The organism is Neisseria sp. P0021.S005 (assembly GCF_051956955.1).
In genome coordinates this window covers 1-15,772 of record NZ_JBQCWY010000037.1, presented here as the reverse complement: position 1 = coordinate 15,772, position 15,772 = coordinate 1, and the positions used below count along the sequence as shown (strand labels likewise).

Below are 15,772 nucleotides of genomic sequence, written 5' to 3'. Positions count from 1 at the left end.
GACAAGTGTTCAAACGCAGTGCCAGCATAGCATTTAAGAGCCAACAGATTATCCGCTACTACGATCCGAAACGTAAGTCTTTCGCTTATTTGGTGTACAGCGATAAAATCGTTCAAGGTTCGCCGAAAAACTCTTTGAGCGCGGTATCGTGTTTTGCCCATGCGAAAACCGATACGCCGGTACCGGCAGGCGGCGCAGTTTACGGTGCGTGCGTGGTGGATGCGCCGGTTACCGACGGACAAAAATAATAAAATCAGCTTATAGATATTAAGAAGAATATGAATTTAGCCAACCATTTCCTGATTGCCATGCCTCATATGGACGATCCGTTTTTTACGGATACGGTCATTTATGTGTGCGAACACGATGAAGAAGGTGCGCTGGGCATCATCATCAACAAGCCTTCGCCGATTACCATGGACATGATTTTCGCCGCCGCCGACCGCAATATCCCGTTGCGCCTGCAACATGAAAACGTGATGATGGGCGGGCCGGTTCAGATTGAGCGCGGCTATGTCGTGCATACGCCGATCGGGCGCTGGCAAAACAGCATGGTGGTAACTGATAATGTGGCGCTGACTTCTTCGCGCGATGTGATTGAAAACTTGTCTAAAGAAGGTGCAGTGGACAAGGCTTTGATCAGCATTGGTTATTCGAAATGGGGTAAAGGGCAGTTGGAGCGCGAGCTGGCAGAAAATGTTTGGCTGACCGTCCCTGCGGACGAGCATATTCTGTTTGATGTGCCTTACGAGCTTCGTTATGCCGCCGCTTTTGAAAAATTAGGCATCAATCCGAACGCCTTGGTTTCAGGAGTCGGCCATGCCTGATGCACCAAAAGGCACGGTTTTGGCTTTTGATTTCGGCGAGGCGCGTATCGGCGTGGCGCAGGGCGATGCTGAGTTGGGTATGACCCATCCGCTGGCGACGATAACCGGCAACAGCAATGATGAGAAATTTGAGGCCATTGCCAAGCTAGTCAAAGAATGGCAACCCAAGTATTTTGTGGTCGGACTGCCGACGCATACCGATGGCACGGAGCATGAGCTGACCCGTTTGAGCCGTAAATTTGGCCGCCGTTTGCACGGACGTTTTAACTTGCCGGTTTATTGGGTGGACGAAAGGATGTCTTCCCTATACGCGGAAAGCCTGCTTGCTGAAGCGCAAGTATTTGGCCGAAAACAAAAATCCGTACTTGACCAAGTGGCGGCGCAGGCAATTTTACAAGGCTTTTTTGAAGGTGGCGCGGCTGAGTATTTCAATGGCCGCGAAGAATAGTATTATTCATTATAAAGGCCGTCTGAAAATGGGTTTCAGACGGCCTTTGTTTTGTTACGGCTTTGAGATAAAAGAGGTTTAGTTTGGTTAATCCTGATTTTTTCAGCACAAATTTTGCTACACTCCGTTTTCTTTTTTTAGACACAAATACAAGGAAAAAGTCATGGCACTCATGGACAATCTTTTGAATGCGGCTACTCAAATGTTGGGTGGCAACAACGAAAACGGCGCACAAGGTTCTCTGACCGATATGGCGATGGATTTAGTGAAACAGCAAGACGGCGTGGGCAACCTGATCAACCAACTGCAACAAGGCGGTTTGGGCGATGCTCTGAGCAGCTGGGTTTCCAACCAATCCAGCAACCTGCCTGTGTCCGGCAGCGATCTGCAAAATGCTTTGGGCAGCGATACCGTGAACCAAATCGCGCAAAAATTCGGCGTGGATGCCGGCCAAGCAGGCGATTTGTTGGCAAAAGTGTTGCCAGACTTGGTCGATAAAGCGACGCCTAACGGCACGGCTCAAGATGCGGATGGCTTCGGCTTGGACGACATCGCTTCTATGCTACTGAAAAACTTTATGAAATAATGAGTTGAATCATTTGATAAGGCCGTCTGAATCCGTTCAGACGGCCTTATAACTTTTGGTTCGCGGTAAATAACCAATAAGTCTTTTTCTGATGGAGACGGATGGCTTATGATGTGCACTTCATTTCACCAGATAAGAAGGTTATACACATGTCCCGCTTGACCATACACACAGTCGAAACCGCTCCTGAAGCCGCCAAACCACGCATTGAAGCCGTATTGAAAAACAACGGCTTTATTCCTAACCTGATCGGCGTTTTGGCCAATGCGCCTGAAGCTTTGGCGTTTTATCAAGAAGTTGGCAAGCTGAATGCGGCCAACAGCCTTACTGACGGCGAAGTCGAAGTTGTCCAAATTATCGCCGCCCGTACCAACGAATGCGGTTTCTGCGTTGCCGGCCACACCAAACTGGCTACCCTGAAAAAACTGTTGTCCGAACAATCCATCAAAGCCGCACGCGCGTTGGCTGCGGGTGAGTTTGACGATGCCAAACTGAGTGCTTTGGCGACATTCACCCAAGCCGTTATGGCGAAAAAAGGCGCAGTATCCGACGACGAGCTGAAAGCATTCTTCGATGCCGGTTACAACCAACAGCAAGCCGTTGAAGTAGTTATGGGCGTTGCTTTGGCAACCTTGTGCAACTACGTCAACAACCTTGCCAAAACTGAAATCAACCCTGAATTGCAGGCATTTGCCTAATCTCATCAAAGGCCGTCTGAAAATTCAGACGGCCTTTTAGTAAAAAGCAAGGATATCCTTGTTGCCAAGAATAATTCATGAGTAGAACCATCTACGCTTCAAACCTTATTCAGAGGAAAAAATCATGACACGCGAAGCTTTACTGAACAATGTTGCCGAACTCGTTAAAAGCAAGCTGAAACCATTGGTGGACGACATCGACCGCAAAGGCCTGTACCCGAAAGAATTTATGCTGGAATTGGGCAAAATCGGCGGTTTTGCCGCAACCGGTACGGTTGAAGAGGGCGGTAACGGTTTGGGTTTGGCAACGCAAATCGCCGTATTGCGCGAAATCGGTAAAGAATGCGGCGCCACTTCGTTCAGCGCATGGTGTCAGGCGGCTTGCGCGTGGTATCTGCATCAATCCCCCAACCAAGCGGTTAAAGCCAAATATTTGGCCGATATTCTGCAGGGCAAAGTCTTGGCCGGTACGGGCATGTCCAATACCGTCAAACACCTTGCCGGTATCGAAAAACACAATCTGCAAGCCGAACGCGTCGAAGGCGGCTACAAAATCAACGGTGCTTTGCCTTGGGTATCCAATATCGGAGAAGACCACATTTGGGCAAATACCGCCCAAATCGGCGACAGCTATGTGATGTTTATCACCGGCGGTCAATGGGAAGGCGTTACCCTGCAAGATTGCCCTGAGTTCTGCGGTTTGGAAGGCACGCGCACTTACAGCCTGAATTTTAAAGATGTGTTTATTCCCGATGAAGATGTGATCGCTTCGCCTGAGCAGTTCCAGTCTTATATCCCGACCATTAAAGCCGGTTTCATCTTGCTGCAAATAGGTATCGGCGCCGGTGTGATTGACGGTGCGCTCGGCATTATCCGCATGGCCAATGTGGTGAACGCAGAAGTGAACTCATACCTCGACCACAGTTACGATGAGTTGAAAGCTGCGTTGGACGGCGCATGGGCGGAAACCGAACGCCTTGCCGATGATGCGTGGAACAATAAACCTGACACGCTGGCAACCTTGAAACTGCGTGAAGCGGCTGCTGTGTTGGCACTGAACGCCACTCAATCTGCCGCATTGCATGCAGGCGCGAAAGGCTATCTGATGCGCAGTCCGGCGCAACGCCGCGTCCGCGAGGCCATGTTTGTCGCCATCGTAACACCGGCCATCAAACACCTGCGTAAAGAAATCGCCGCTTTGGAAGCAGCTCAATAAATTCAAAATATCAACAATAAAACACACGAAAGGCCGTCTGAAAATACGGTTTCAGACGGCCTTTTTAAAATAGAAGGAATACAAAATGGCTCAATATATGTGCGGCCCTTGCGGCTGGATTTACGATGAAGATGTCGGCGACCCCGAACATGGCCTGCCGGCAGGTACCAAGTTCGAAGACATTCCCGACGACTGGAAATGCCCTGAGTGCGGCGTAGGCAAAGAAGATTTCTACCTTCTGGACTTCACCATATAAATTACCCGATTATTTAATAAAAAGGCCGTCTGAAATTTCAGACGGCCTTTGTTTTATCGGCGGTATAAAGCAACCATGGTTTCAGCCGCTTTGACGCAGCTTTCCACATCGGCAACCAGAGCGATGCGGACGTAGCCTTCGCCCGGATTGCCTTGTTCGGTATCGCGGGCGAGGAAGCGGCCGGGCAACACTTGGATAGCGGCTTTCTGCCACAGGTTGCGCGTAAATGCCAAGTCGTCGCCATCGGGAACTTTCAGCCAAATGTAGAACGACGCGTCAGGCAGTTTGACATCGAATGCCTGTTGCAAAATAGGGATGACGCGGTCGAATTTTTCTTGGTAGAGGCGGCGGTTGTCGATGACGTGTTCTTCATCGTTCCAAGCGGCAATGCTGGCGCGTTGGACGGGAATGCTCATCGCGCTGCCGTGGTAGGTGCGGTAGAGCAGGAAGTTTTTGAGCAACTCGGCATCGCCTGCGACAAAGCCGGAACGCAAACCGGGGACGTTGGAGCGTTTGGACAGGCTGGTGAACATAATAATGTTGCGTGTACCGCGTCCTAATTGCGCCGCAGCCTGCAGGCCGCCGATCGGTTTGTTGTCGTCAAAATAGATTTCGGAATAGCATTCGTCAGAGGCGATAACGAAGCCGTATTTGTCTTGCAAATCAAAAACTTCTTTCCAATCTTCTAATTGCAGGACGCTGCCGCTCGGGTTGTTTGGCGAGCAGACAATCAGGACTTTGGTGCGCTGCCATACGTCTTCAGGCAGGCTGCTCCAATCGGGGTTGAAGCTGGGCGCAGGACAGTTGGCAAAATGGATTTCGCCGCCGCCCAAAATAGTCGCGCCTTCGTAAATTTGATAGAAAGGATTGGGGCTGATAACGACCGGTTTGGGGCCGTCTGAAGCCGGATTTAAAACGGTTTGGATAAAAGAGAACAAAGCTTCCCGGCTGCCCAATACGGGCAGGATTTCATTGTCGGGATTGAGGCTCAAACCATCATAACGGCGGGCCACCCATTCGGCGCAGGCTTGGCGCAGTTCAGGCAGGCCAGCGGTCAGCGGATATTTTTCCAGTTCGTGCAGGGAGGTGGTCAGCGCGTCGGTGATGACTTTGGGCGTCGGGTGTTTCGGCTCGCCGATTTGCAGATGAATGGGCGTCACACCTTCGGGTGCATCAATGCCTTGCATGGCTTCACGCAGGCGGGCGAAAGGATAGGGTTTGAGGTGGTTCAATAATGGGTTCATGATGTTTCTGCCGATAAATTAAGGCAACAATCTTAGCATTTTTTAGATAGATTGGGACAAAAAGGCCGTCTGAAAACAGGGTTTAAATGTTTTCAGACGGCCTTTTGAATGCAGTCAAAACGGTCCCGTCATCACCAACTATTACAGCAACGTCTGCTACGGCCAGCACAGCGACCGCACCTTTTTCACCAATTCGGAAGACATCATCATCGATTATCACTGGGCGCTCAGCAATTCATGGCGTGTGAATTGTAATAATTATGTTTTGGGACGCTCGCCCCGATAAGGCCGTCTGAAAGCGCGAGCTTTAACGAAGTTGGAACACAAAAGCAGCCTGCACTTGGGCTTTCCCAAATGTGCAGGCTGCTTTTCACGCTTTTAGGCTGCTTATCCCTGCCCGCCCATCTTCTCACGATACCACGCCAGCTTCCGCTCCAAAAACGCCCAATGAGCGTCCAATTCCTGCCGTTTGCGTTTCAAAGCCGCCTGATGTTCCTGCAAAATCCGGTAACGTTCGGGGACGGTTTCATCGCCCAAATGCCGCAGCCGCGCGTATTCCTTGATTTGCGCCAGCGGCACGCCCATGTCTTTCAGCCGAAGGATGAAACCCACCCATTCCAAATCGCGCGCACCGTATTCGCGGTAGCCGTTGGCGTTTCGTTCGGGGCGCAGCAGCCCTTCCTGCTCGTAGTAGCGCAGCGTGGCGGCGGACAAACCCGTTTGCGCGGCAAATTCCTTGGTCTGCATCAAATCTCCTTGCTATAAAGTGCGCTTGATAGTTTAACCTGTCCGTGCAATTTTGCAAATTTGAGTATGGAGACGAAAAATGTTGAATCATCAGGATTTAATGGCACGCGGCTTAGCGAAGCTGAACGAAATCGACGGCGAGCAGGGCGACAAGGTGAGGCAGGCGTTGGCGGATATTTCGCCCGATTTGGGCAAATACATCATTGGTTTCGCGTTTGGCGAGATTTACCAGCGCCCGCAGCTTGATGTGCGGCAGCGCGAGCTGGTAACGCTGGCGGCTCTGGCGGCGCAGGGCGGCTGTGAAAACCAGTTGCGCGTGCATATCCACGCTTCGCTGAACGTGGGGCTGACGCGCGATGAAATTGTGGAGGCGTTTATCCAATGTATCCCGTATTTGGGTTTTCCGAAGGTGCTGAATGCGGTGTTTGTAGCGAAGGAGGTGTTTGCGGCGGCGGAGTGATGCAGGCTGCCTGAAACCTAAAAAGGCTACCTGAAAGCGCAGCTTCAACGAAGTTAAAACGGAGTTCCTGAGAAACGAAAAGCAGCCTGCACATCCACAAAACAAATTGATGCGTTTATTTGGCAGGGACGACGGGCAGGGAACCGTTCAAAAGATAATGAATGGTTTCTTGAACCGTACGGATGGCGTTGCCAAACGGCAATGGGTCTTTGCCGCGGAAAAACAGGCCTTTATCGACCTCGCCGCGGAATGCGGCGGAAAGTTGGATGTCGATACAGAATTGACCGGCTTTGGCCAAACCGTCGCGCAAGCCGCAGCTGGTCAGGCAGTTCAGGCCTTGGGTGCAACGGCGCGGATCGTTTTTGGCGTTGGCTTGCAATTTGGCCTCGCGTTTGATGTAGTTGTCGAGGAATTTGGTGCGCACGCCGCGTGCAGGCAAACCGGCAACAGACATGAATTCAACCACTTTTTCGGTTTCCGCACCGGCCAGCGTTTTCTTGAAGTTGATGTGGGCATCGCCTTCTTCGGTCACGGCAAACGCGGTACCGATTTGAACGGCGGACGCGCCCCAGTTTTTCAAGGCTGTTTTGACTTTTTCAAAGTTTGCCATGCCGCCGGCGAGTACCAACGGGATTTTTTCGCTTTCCAAGCCCAAGTTTTTGAATACTTCAAACGTTTCTTCAATAACGCGTTTGAACTCGAATTTGGCATCGTTCACGCCGTCAACGGTTGCCGCACCCAAGTGGCCGGCTGCGTGGGCTGGGTGTTCGATAACGATGGCATCGGGCAAGATGCCTTTTTTCATCCAACGTTTCAAAACGATGTTGATACCGCGTGATTCGGACAAAATAGGGAAAAGGGCGACATCTTTGTGATAGCCCTCGGCCATTTCCGGCAAGTCCAAAGGTAAACCTGCGCCCATTACAATCGCGTCTGCACCGGATTCGCAGGCCTGACGGACGTAGGCGGCATGGTCTTTGACGGCTTTCATGACGTTGACGGCGATCATGCCTTTGCCTTCTGAATCGGCTTTGGCTTTTTTGATTTCACGGTCAAGCGCGATGCAGTTGAGGCGGGTGTATTTTTCTTCGCTGGAATCGATTTTTGATTCAGCCAGCAAATCTTCGTGCAAGTGGCGCAAATCGACGCTGGCGATGGTACCTACGCCGTTTTCGCGCGCAACCGCGCTAGAGAGTTTTGATGCGGAAACGCCTACACCCATACCGCCTTGTACGACGGGGATCAGTGATTTGCCACGGATAATCAATGGGTCAAAGTTGTTTTGCATGGATGCTCCTTCATAGATTCTGGATAGTGCCGTCTGAAATCCTATGAAATGGATTGGATAACGGGCTGATGTGTATATAAATAAGTGTGTTTTTCGCCGCCGTTTTTCAGACGGCATGAGGCGTGTTTTTAAAATTTTAGGAATTATACTCTAAGTTAGTGTAAAAATTAGAGTATTAATACAGTTTTTTTAAAGAAAAAATTGAAAAGTCTTGTTAATAAAGGAATAAATTTTATGATGGGTTGGATTGAGGAGGCGAAATTGCAAACAAAATCTACAAAGAAAAAGGCCGTCTGAAATTTCAGACGGCCTTAAGTATGGGAATCGGACAGATGTCGGATTACATTTGTTTTTTAGCGGCATCAATGGCGCGTTGGTCAGGGTTGATCAAGATTTCAACGCGGCGGTTTTGTGCGCGGCCTTCAACAGTAGCGTTGGAGGCGATTGGTTGACGGGAGCCGTAACCGAAAGTGCTCAAACGGGTGCTGCTTACGCCACGGGATTGCAGGAAAGTGGCAACAGATTCGGCGCGGTTGCGAGACAATGGCTCGTTGATGGCGTCGTTACCGGTGTTGTCGGTGTGGCCGTTGATGGTCAAAGTGGTGTCAGGATATTGAACCAAAGTTTGCGCAGCGGCAGATAGGGCGCTTTGAGCATGGCCGCTCAGGGCGGCGCTGCCGGTAGCGAAGGTTACGTTTTCAGGCATAACCAGTTTGATTTGGTTGCCTTGACGTTCAACTTCGATGTTGGTGTTGGCCAGGCTTTGACGCAGTTTTTTCTCTTGGTAGTCCATGTAACCGCCGATACCCGCACCTACTGCACCGCAAGCCAATGCGGAGTTACGCGCGCCTTTACCGCCGTGGGTCAGTGCACCAACGATGCCGCAAACAGCCGCACCGCCCAAACCGTACATAGCGGTTTTGCTGGCGGATTGTTGGCCGGTAACAGGATCAGTTACACAGCCGGTGAGCGCCAAAGGAATTGCAGTGGCAATAACGGTCAGGGGTTTCAAGAATTTCATGTCGTATCCTCTTTATTAGATGACGGCCCGGGCCGTCTGAAAAAATGAATAAAAACCGCGTGGATCATTACGGATTTATGATACTCAATATCCGAAACGCAAAAGAATGGGTTTAACCCGATATTACGAAAATATTTGCCAGTTAACATAATTCTGAAGCATTTCTGCATTTCTCCGACAGTTTGGCCGTTTTGTCGCGAAATAACAAGCAAAGTTTTTTACAGTTTCTTCCGTTTTTTCTGCTTGCGGCGATACCAGTTGACGAATGCCCATTTCAATCTGACCTTGACATCGTATCCCACTGAACCTGCACCCAGTATGAGCAAAACGGCGGAAACGGGCAGGGCGAAATGATGGCCGACCAGATGATAACCCCATGCGCCAACCACGCCGCCCAGTAAAAACGACAGCATCAATCCGCTTAAAAGCCACATTTTCGGTTTGTTAACTCGGACGTGCGGTAGGCGCGGATGATGCTGTTTGGAGTAATAAAGCGCGCGTGAGATTTCAATGCCCAAGTCGGTCGCCGTGCCGGTCATGTGGGTGGAACGGATGGCGCCGCCGGAAAGAAGCGTGATAACCGTATTGTGCATACCCATAATAAAACATAATAAAAACAATGCTAAAGACGGCATAATAAAATCAGAGCCGCCAAAATCCCACTCCATCGCAGCAATACCGAACCAGCCGAATATCAACAGATAAACTGCTTCCAGCCACATGGAAAACCCAAAGCTGCCACGGAAACGCATCTGCTGCGTCCATAAAATTACCCAACCCGAATGCGCGGCACCGGCAACAAAACACAACACGCTGATGAAAGTCACCGCGGCAGACCACCAGTCTTGGAGATACAGCACATCAGCCAAAAGAGACATGGAGCCGGTTACGTGGGAAATATAGCGCGCAAAAGCAAAAAATCCCCCCGCATTAATCGCACCGGCAAGAAAGGCCATGATATAGCCCAGCCGTCTGAAACGGGCATCGGAAATATTGTGCTCGTGCAGATAAGGGCGGTCCGCCTGCCAAAACGGCGGCGTGTGTTGCCTGTGGTGGCGCAATCGGTAGGAGTGGGGCGGTTTGTCAGCGTTCATCGAGTGGGTTTGGAGTTAAACATTCATACAGGGTGTATTTTATATGCAACTGTCTGCCGATAAGAACAAATAATCTAAAGTGTTCCCAAGTTGCCACACTTGCCCATTACACAATGAGGGCGTACATTAATAGAAAGATATAAACATAAGGAAACATCCGATGAATCCTATCCGTCTGACCTTATTGTTTGGCGCCGTTGCATTGCTGGCCGCCTGCGCCACCACGCCCGAGCAAAAAGCCGCACGCGCCCAAGCGCAGAAACGCTATGAGCAGGATCTTCAAGTCAATCTTGCCGCCCAATGCGATCAGGAAACAGCCGCACTGATCCGCCGCAAATTTGACGAAGAAGGCAAACCCGGTGTGGCAACTGCGGAACAAAAAGCCTTCCGCCTCAAATATATCGACAAAGTTTCCGACCCGATGTTCCAAGCCTGCTACAAAATGGCATGGCAAAACTATATTTCCCAAGAACAGCTGCGCGAAGCCCGCTACTATCGCTATTACGACGATTGGGGTTATCCGTTTGGCCGTTATCCTTGGTGGTGGTAAGGTATTAACAAACCTTAGGGCCGTCAGAAAGCATATATTTATTGGTTTCAGGCGGCCTAAGGTTTATTGAAACGGCAATAACGTTTACAATAGCCGCCTATTCAAACACACTACCAACTACCCATGAACATCTGGCTTGGACAGCGACATCCGCCCCAATTTCCGCAAGGAGCCGCCGTAACCATTGGCAACTTCGACGGCGTACACCTCGGGCACAAACATATCCTGCAAAAACTCAAACGAGAGGCAGACCGGCGCGGTCTGCCTGTTGTCGTTGTTATTTTTGAGCCTCAGCCCAAAGAGTTTTTTGCGCGTAAAGCCGGGAAAAAGCTGCCTTACCGCATCAGTCCGCTGCGTACTAAATTGCGCCTTTTGCGTGAAACCGGCTGTGTGGATGCCATTTGGGTTTTGCGCTTTAACCAAACTTTCTCCGAGATGAGCGCACAAACGTTTATCGACCGGCTTTTGCGAAAAACGCTCAATACGCGTTATCTGCTGATTGGCGATGATTTCCGTTTCGGTGCGGGTCGGGAAGGCTGTTTCGAACTTTTGGCACAACAGCCTGATATGCAAACCGAGTGCACACCGTCCGTTATCGTTGAAGACATCCGCACCAGCAGTACCGCCGTCCGCCAAGCCCTTTCAGACGGCAAGTTGGAATACGCCAAAAAACTGTTGGGGCACGATTACGTGTTAAGCGGCAAGGTCAAGCACGGGCAAAAACTCGGCCGCACCATCAACTCGCCTACCGCCAACGTCCAGCTTCCCCCGTATCATTATGCGCTAAGCGGCGTATTTGTCGTCGAAGCTGACGGCGCATTCGGTACGCGCCGGGGCGTGGCCAGCTTTGGTTTTAACCCCACTGTCAGCAACAACCGTTCGCAAAAGTTGGAAGTCCACCTGTTCGATTTCAACGGCGATTTGTACGGCCAGCGCATCTTCGTCCGCTTCCTGCACAAACTGCGTGACGAGAAAAAATTTGAAAGTATCGAAGCATTGAAAACCCAAATTTTGCAAGATATGGAAGATGCAAAGGTTTGGAAACCATAGAAACGCTTCTATACGCTTATAAAATCAAGACAATTGGGCTACAATAAGTCCTTTGAATTCTTTCAGACGGCCTGTTCTTTTTAAAATGAGCAATCAGGCCGTCTGAAACCGAAATACCGCAACAATAGAGATTAGAAAATGACCGATTACAGTAAAACCGTAAACCTGCTCGAGAGCCCGTTTCCAATGCGCGGCAATCTTGCCAAGCGCGAGCCTGCATGGCTGAAAAGCTGGTACGAGCAAAAACGCTACCAAAAACTGCGTGAAATCGCCAAAGGCCGTCCGAAATTTATTCTGCACGACGGTCCTCCGTATGCCAACGGCGACATCCACATCGGTCATGCCGTCAATAAAATTCTCAAAGACATTATTATCCGCAGCAAAACCCAAGCCGGTTTTGATGCGCCTTATGTGCCGGGCTGGGACTGCCACGGCCTGCCCATCGAAGTGATGGTAGAGAAGCTGCACGGCAAAGACATGCCCAAAGCCCGTTTCCGCGAATTGTGCCGCGAATACGCCGCCGAACAGATTGCCCGTCAGAAAAAAGACTTTATCCGCTTGGGTGTGTTGGGCGATTGGGACAATCCTTACCTGACCATGGATTTCAAAACCGAAGCCGATACCGTGCGTATGCTCGGCGAAATCTACAAATCCGGCTATCTCTACCGCGGCGCGAAACCGGTTCAGTTCTGCTTGGACTGCGGCTCTTCACTGGCGGAAGCAGAAGTGGAATACAAAGACAAAGTATCGCCTGCGATTGACGTTGCCTATCCGTTTAAAGACAATGCCGCGCTTGCCGCCGCATTCGGTTTGTCCGACATCGAAGGCAAAGCGTTTGCCGTTATCTGGACAACCACGCCTTGGACTTTGCCTGCGAGCCAAGCTGTTTCAGCTGGCGCAGACGTGGTGTATCAATTGATTGATACGCCTAAAGGCAAATTGGTGTTGGCCAAAGATTTGGCAGAAGATGCGCTCAAACGCTACGGCTTCGCTTCAGACGACCTGAAAGTATTGGCAGAAACCACCGGCGACAAGCTGGAAAACCTGCACATGAACCATCCGTTCCTCGAACGCGATATCCTCATGCTCAACGGCGAACACGTTACCACCGACGCCGGTACCGGCTTGGTGCACACTGCGCCTGCGCATGGTCTGGAAGACTACGCTGTCTGCAATAAATACGGTATCGAGCTTTACAACCCTGTCAACGCCGAAGGCAAATACATCAGCGAAACACCTCGTGTCGCTGGTATGAGCGTTTGGGAAGCCAATCCCGTCATCCTGCAATGGCTGGGAGAAACCGGCAACCTTTTGGCAAGCAGTAAAATCGAACACAGCTACGCCCACTGCTGGCGCCACAAAACGCCGTTGATTTACCGTGCGACCGGCCAATGGTTTGTCGGTATGGACAAAGCAGGTGCTGACGGTAAAACCCTGCGCGACAAAGCCATCAAAGCCGTTGATGACACTGAATTCTTCCCGTCATGGGGTCGTGCGCGTTTGGAAGCCATGATTGAAGGTCGTCCTGACTGGGTGGTTTCGCGCCAACGCTACTGGGGCACGCCGATGACCTTCTTTGTTCACAAAGAAACCGGTGAGCTGCATCCGAACTCTGCTGAGCTTTTGGAGAAAGTAGCACAACGCATCGAAGAAAAAGGCATCGAAGCATGGTTCTCTCTTGATAAGAGCGAACTCTTGAGCGCGGAAGATTGCGAAAATTACGACAAACTTTCCGATACCATGGACGTATGGTTCGACTCAGGCTCGACCCATTATTCCGTCTTGAAACAGCGCGAAGAATTAGACTGGCCTGCCGACCTCTACCTCGAAGGCAGCGACCAACACCGCGGCTGGTTCCAATCCTCTATGTTGACCGGTTGCGCCTCATCCATGGGTCGTGCACCATACAAACAGCTGCTGACCCATGGTTTCGTGGTTGACCAAAATGGCCGTAAAATGTCGAAATCCATCGGCAACGTCGTCGCACCGCAAGAAGTTTACAATGAATTCGGTGCGGACATCCTGCGTCTGTGGGCGGCATCTACCGATTACAGCGGTGAATTGGCGATTTCCAAAGAAATCCTCAAACGCGTTACTGAAAGCTACCGTCGTATCCGCAACACTTTGAGCTTCCTGTTTGCCAACCTCAGCGACTTCAATCCTATTGAAGATGCCGTGCAACAGGCAGATATGGTGGAAATCGACCGCTACGCCGTGGTATTGGCGCGTCAGCTACAAGAGCGTCTGGCAGGCGACTACTATCCGCGTTATGCCTTTCACTTTGCCGTAAAAGACATTGTTTCTTTCTGCTCGGAAGACTTGGGCGCGTTCTACCTCGATATCCTGAAAGACCGCCTCTACACCACCAAAGCAGATAGCCATGCACGCCGCAGTGCGCAAACAGCCCTGTATCACATCACACGCAGTTTGGTTCTGCTGATTGCGCCGATTTTGTGCTTTACCGGAGAGGAAGCATGGGACATCATTGGTGGCGGCGAAGAAGACAGCGTCCTCTTCCACACCTGGCATGAGTTCCCATCCATCAATGAAAAAGCCGAAGCCGAATTGGTGAAAAAATGGACGGCAATCCGCGAAGCACGCGAAGCAGTAACTGCCGCCATCGAGCCTTTGCGTACGGATAAAACCGTCGGTTCTTCATTGCAAGTCGAAACCGAAATTACGGCTCCGGAAGAAATTGCCGATTATCTGAACACTTTGGGCGAAGAATTGCGTTTTGCTTTGCTGGTGTCTAAAGCTGAAGTGAAAGTAGGTAATGAACTTACTGTAACCGCTAAAGCCAGTGATGGTGAAAAATGCGAACGCTGCTGGCACTATACCCACGATGTGGGCGCAGTTGCAGGCCATGAAACCATCTGTAAACGTTGTGCCGACAACGTTGACGGTAAAGGCGAAGAAAGACATTACGCTTAATTATTTGGTCTAAGATAAAGGCCGTCTGAAAACTTTGGTAATAGGTTTTCAGACGGCCTTTGTTTATTGAATCTGTTTTGTATAGCGAATAGATTTTGAAGGGTAATTGGGATTTGTGATTTAGGTAAAATGCAGGATAGGGTTTCAAGTTATTGCAGGGTAGGAGTTTAATTGCACAAAATAACTCTTACTTCAGAGAAAATTTGTTGAGGATACAGGAATGACGAATAATCATTTGTCTAGAATTGAGATCAATCATTACAATTCTGTATTCGTAAGTCTTTAATAAAGCAATGAGGTATCCTATGCGCCCTAAAGATAAGTTTGACATCAAGGCTTGCAAAAAAATTAAGGACTGCAACGATGAGGAATTAATTGAGATGGGGGAGTGGCTCTCAGGATGGTTGGGAGATGCGAACTTTCCTGTTTTTAGTGAAATTGTCGAAATCTTTGTAGAACGACAAGACACATTACTTCCATTCGTTTCAAATATTTTTTACTCAAATGATAGTATATGCATTTATTGGGTTTTACTTGAACTCTATCCAAAATTATCCTATCAAAACCAAGTAGCCTTAGCCATTGATTTGGAACATTGTCTTCATAATATTTCAGAAAAATTAATTTTGGATGAAGATGATGAAAACCTTAAAGAAATCTTGGAAAAAGTTTTAAATTAAGGTAGATATATATTTAATGATTTTGAAATAATGCATTGTCGGAGAAGATACCTTTTAAAGGGTCTTACTTATCCGTGGAGTATGGACGTATTTTGAACCTTCAAATAGCCTCATATTTGCATTTTATCCTTAAACGGAAATTTCGTTTTATCCAATATGAAAGGCCATCTGAAACAAGTTTTCAGACGGCCTTCAGCTATTCTATTGCTAAGTAGAAATTAGCGGGCAGAGCAAGAAGTTTCTACTTTGTTGCCGTATGGGTCAGTGAAGCCGAAGAATGCTTCGCTGCCTTTTTGATGCCATTCGGCGCCTTTACCGAACAAGCCTTGGTTGGCAACATAGCGTTCGCCTGAACCTGCAACGGCAGAAGACAGGGTGGCAACTTTGTCGTCAAGGCGTAATTCAACTTGATCGGTGCTCAGGTTTCGGATTTGTACAGACAGGCCATTTTCGCAGCTGAATGATTGAACACGGGCATCATGATCGTGTGTACGGCCGTGGTCATGATTGTGCTCGTGACGGTGACCATGGTCATGTTGATGGGCTTCGGGTGCGGCACAGGCAGCGAGGCTCATGGCGGCGGCAATTGCAAGCAGGGCTTTTACTTTCATTTTTGACTCCTATGGTCAGTGTTGAAGGAAGAATGTAGCGGCATGTTATAAATATCTTTATGGCT

Annotated in this window: 18 protein-coding genes; 12 read left to right on the top strand and 6 right to left on the bottom strand. The window is 49.7% G+C overall.

Annotation, left to right across the window (positions count from 1 at the left end):
* The 7 genes from ACTHUE_RS04105 to ACTHUE_RS04075 all read left to right on the top strand — a co-directional run.
* Positions 1–248 (top strand): CreA family protein (locus tag ACTHUE_RS04105; RefSeq protein WP_440423045.1); only part of this gene is annotated, 248 nt, incomplete at its 5' end.
* A gap of 30 nt (positions 249–278) precedes the next feature.
* Positions 279–827 carry a YqgE/AlgH family protein gene (locus tag ACTHUE_RS04100; protein ID WP_004520085.1) on the top strand — a complete coding sequence of 183 codons (549 nt, stop codon included), beginning with the start codon at positions 279–281 and terminating at the stop codon, positions 825–827.
* Positions 820–1,275, top strand: a complete 456-nt coding sequence (ruvX, locus tag ACTHUE_RS04095; RefSeq protein ID WP_004520086.1) for a Holliday junction resolvase RuvX — start codon at positions 820–822, stop codon at positions 1,273–1,275. The genes ACTHUE_RS04100 and ruvX overlap by 8 nt, the downstream gene beginning before the upstream one ends.
* A 163-nt stretch (positions 1,276–1,438) precedes the next feature.
* Positions 1,439–1,861 carry a YidB family protein gene (locus ACTHUE_RS04090; protein ID WP_070695494.1) on the top strand — a complete coding sequence of 141 codons (423 nt, stop codon included), beginning with the start codon at positions 1,439–1,441 and terminating at the stop codon, positions 1,859–1,861.
* 149 nt (positions 1,862–2,010) lie between these two features.
* A complete protein-coding gene (locus ACTHUE_RS04085) occupies positions 2,011–2,559 on the top strand; it encodes a carboxymuconolactone decarboxylase family protein (protein WP_039862234.1) in 549 nt (182 codons plus the stop codon).
* 124 nt (positions 2,560–2,683) lie between these two features.
* Complete coding sequence (locus ACTHUE_RS04080; protein ID WP_049336464.1) at positions 2,684–3,775, top strand: acyl-CoA dehydrogenase family protein; 1,092 nt, start codon at positions 2,684–2,686, stop codon at positions 3,773–3,775.
* A gap of 85 nt (positions 3,776–3,860) precedes the next feature.
* On the top strand, positions 3,861–4,031 hold the full coding sequence (locus tag ACTHUE_RS04075; RefSeq protein ID WP_003747315.1) for a rubredoxin: 171 nt from the start codon (positions 3,861–3,863) through the stop codon (positions 4,029–4,031).
* Between the two features lie 53 nt (positions 4,032–4,084).
* Here ACTHUE_RS04075 and dapC read toward each other — a convergent pair whose 3' ends face one another.
* Positions 4,085–5,275 carry a succinyldiaminopimelate transaminase gene (gene dapC, locus ACTHUE_RS04070; RefSeq protein WP_004520092.1) on the bottom strand — a complete coding sequence of 397 codons (1,191 nt, stop codon included), beginning with the start codon at positions 5,273–5,275 and terminating at the stop codon, positions 4,085–4,087.
* 387 nt (positions 5,276–5,662) lie between these two features.
* The gene (locus ACTHUE_RS04065; protein WP_004520095.1) at positions 5,663–6,022 is read right to left on the bottom strand and encodes a MerR family transcriptional regulator; all 360 of its coding nucleotides are present in this window, start codon (positions 6,020–6,022) and stop codon (positions 5,663–5,665) included.
* 79 nt (positions 6,023–6,101) lie between these two features.
* Between ACTHUE_RS04065 and ACTHUE_RS04060 the strand changes: the two genes are divergently transcribed.
* A complete protein-coding gene (locus ACTHUE_RS04060) occupies positions 6,102–6,482 on the top strand; it encodes a carboxymuconolactone decarboxylase family protein (RefSeq protein WP_004520096.1) in 381 nt (126 codons plus the stop codon).
* A 115-nt stretch (positions 6,483–6,597) separates the two neighbouring features.
* On the opposite strand, the gene ACTHUE_RS04055 is transcribed toward ACTHUE_RS04060, so the two are convergent.
* From ACTHUE_RS04055 to ACTHUE_RS04045, 3 genes are all read right to left on the bottom strand, one after another.
* On the bottom strand, positions 6,598–7,770 hold the full coding sequence (locus ACTHUE_RS04055) for an NAD(P)H-dependent flavin oxidoreductase (protein ID WP_004520097.1): 1,173 nt from the start codon (positions 7,768–7,770) through the stop codon (positions 6,598–6,600).
* A gap of 340 nt (positions 7,771–8,110) precedes the next feature.
* Complete coding sequence (locus ACTHUE_RS04050; protein WP_004520099.1) at positions 8,111–8,791, bottom strand: OmpA family protein; 681 nt, start codon at positions 8,789–8,791, stop codon at positions 8,111–8,113.
* 218 nt (positions 8,792–9,009) lie between these two features.
* Positions 9,010–9,885 carry a YoaK family protein gene (locus ACTHUE_RS04045; RefSeq protein WP_003747306.1) on the bottom strand — a complete coding sequence of 292 codons (876 nt, stop codon included), beginning with the start codon at positions 9,883–9,885 and terminating at the stop codon, positions 9,010–9,012.
* 160 nt (positions 9,886–10,045) lie between these two features.
* On the opposite strand from ACTHUE_RS04045, the gene ACTHUE_RS04040 reads away from it, so the two are divergent.
* From ACTHUE_RS04040 to ACTHUE_RS04025, 4 genes are all read left to right on the top strand, one after another.
* Positions 10,046–10,435, top strand: coding sequence for a hypothetical protein (locus ACTHUE_RS04040; RefSeq protein WP_004520101.1), 390 nt, complete (start codon positions 10,046–10,048; stop codon positions 10,433–10,435).
* A 123-nt stretch (positions 10,436–10,558) separates the two neighbouring features.
* Positions 10,559–11,485, top strand: a complete 927-nt coding sequence (gene ribF / locus ACTHUE_RS04035; protein WP_004520102.1) for a bifunctional riboflavin kinase/FAD synthetase — start codon at positions 10,559–10,561, stop codon at positions 11,483–11,485.
* A gap of 138 nt (positions 11,486–11,623) precedes the next feature.
* Positions 11,624–14,416 (top strand): isoleucine--tRNA ligase, encoded by a 2,793-nt coding sequence (gene ileS / locus ACTHUE_RS04030; protein WP_004520103.1) that lies wholly within the window; start codon positions 11,624–11,626, stop codon positions 14,414–14,416.
* A 305-nt stretch (positions 14,417–14,721) separates the two neighbouring features.
* Positions 14,722–15,096: a DUF5071 domain-containing protein gene (locus ACTHUE_RS04025; RefSeq protein ID WP_004520105.1), complete on the top strand. Its 375-nt coding sequence runs from the start codon at positions 14,722–14,724 to the stop codon at positions 15,094–15,096.
* A 218-nt stretch (positions 15,097–15,314) separates the two neighbouring features.
* On the opposite strand, the gene ACTHUE_RS04020 is transcribed toward ACTHUE_RS04025, so the two are convergent.
* Positions 15,315–15,707, bottom strand: a complete 393-nt coding sequence (locus ACTHUE_RS04020) for an MliC family protein (RefSeq protein ID WP_004520107.1) — start codon at positions 15,705–15,707, stop codon at positions 15,315–15,317.
* Between the last annotated feature and the right edge of the window lie 65 nt (positions 15,708–15,772).

Bases quoted from the DNA above. Each gene is read 5' to 3' on its own strand.
- ACTHUE_RS04060 (WP_004520096.1), top strand. From the start codon at position 6,102: ATGTTGAATCATCAGGATTTAATGGCACGCGGCTTAGCGAAGCTGAAC.
- ACTHUE_RS04085 (WP_039862234.1), top strand. From the start codon at position 2,011: ATGTCCCGCTTGACCATACACACAGTCGAAACCGCTCCTGAAGCCGCC.
- ACTHUE_RS04075 (WP_003747315.1), top strand. From the start codon at position 3,861: ATGGCTCAATATATGTGCGGCCCTTGCGGCTGGATTTACGATGAAGAT.
- ACTHUE_RS04020 (WP_004520107.1), bottom strand. From the start codon at position 15,707: ATGAAAGTAAAAGCCCTGCTTGCAATTGCCGCCGCCATGAGCCTCGCT.
- ACTHUE_RS04045 (WP_003747306.1), bottom strand. From the start codon at position 9,885: ATGAACGCTGACAAACCGCCCCACTCCTACCGATTGCGCCACCACAGG.
- ACTHUE_RS04065 (WP_004520095.1), bottom strand. From the start codon at position 6,022: ATGCAGACCAAGGAATTTGCCGCGCAAACGGGTTTGTCCGCCGCCACG.
- ileS (WP_004520103.1), top strand. From the start codon at position 11,624: ATGACCGATTACAGTAAAACCGTAAACCTGCTCGAGAGCCCGTTTCCA.
- dapC (WP_004520092.1), bottom strand. From the start codon at position 5,275: ATGAACCCATTATTGAACCACCTCAAACCCTATCCTTTCGCCCGCCTG.
- ACTHUE_RS04090 (WP_070695494.1), top strand. From the start codon at position 1,439: ATGGCACTCATGGACAATCTTTTGAATGCGGCTACTCAAATGTTGGGT.
- ribF (WP_004520102.1), top strand. From the start codon at position 10,559: ATGAACATCTGGCTTGGACAGCGACATCCGCCCCAATTTCCGCAAGGA.
- ACTHUE_RS04050 (WP_004520099.1), bottom strand. From the start codon at position 8,791: ATGAAATTCTTGAAACCCCTGACCGTTATTGCCACTGCAATTCCTTTG.
- ACTHUE_RS04040 (WP_004520101.1), top strand. From the start codon at position 10,046: ATGAATCCTATCCGTCTGACCTTATTGTTTGGCGCCGTTGCATTGCTG.
- ACTHUE_RS04100 (WP_004520085.1), top strand. From the start codon at position 279: ATGAATTTAGCCAACCATTTCCTGATTGCCATGCCTCATATGGACGAT.
- ACTHUE_RS04025 (WP_004520105.1), top strand. From the start codon at position 14,722: ATGCGCCCTAAAGATAAGTTTGACATCAAGGCTTGCAAAAAAATTAAG.
- ACTHUE_RS04080 (WP_049336464.1), top strand. From the start codon at position 2,684: ATGACACGCGAAGCTTTACTGAACAATGTTGCCGAACTCGTTAAAAGC.
- ruvX (WP_004520086.1), top strand. From the start codon at position 820: ATGCCTGATGCACCAAAAGGCACGGTTTTGGCTTTTGATTTCGGCGAG.
- ACTHUE_RS04055 (WP_004520097.1), bottom strand. From the start codon at position 7,770: ATGCAAAACAACTTTGACCCATTGATTATCCGTGGCAAATCACTGATC.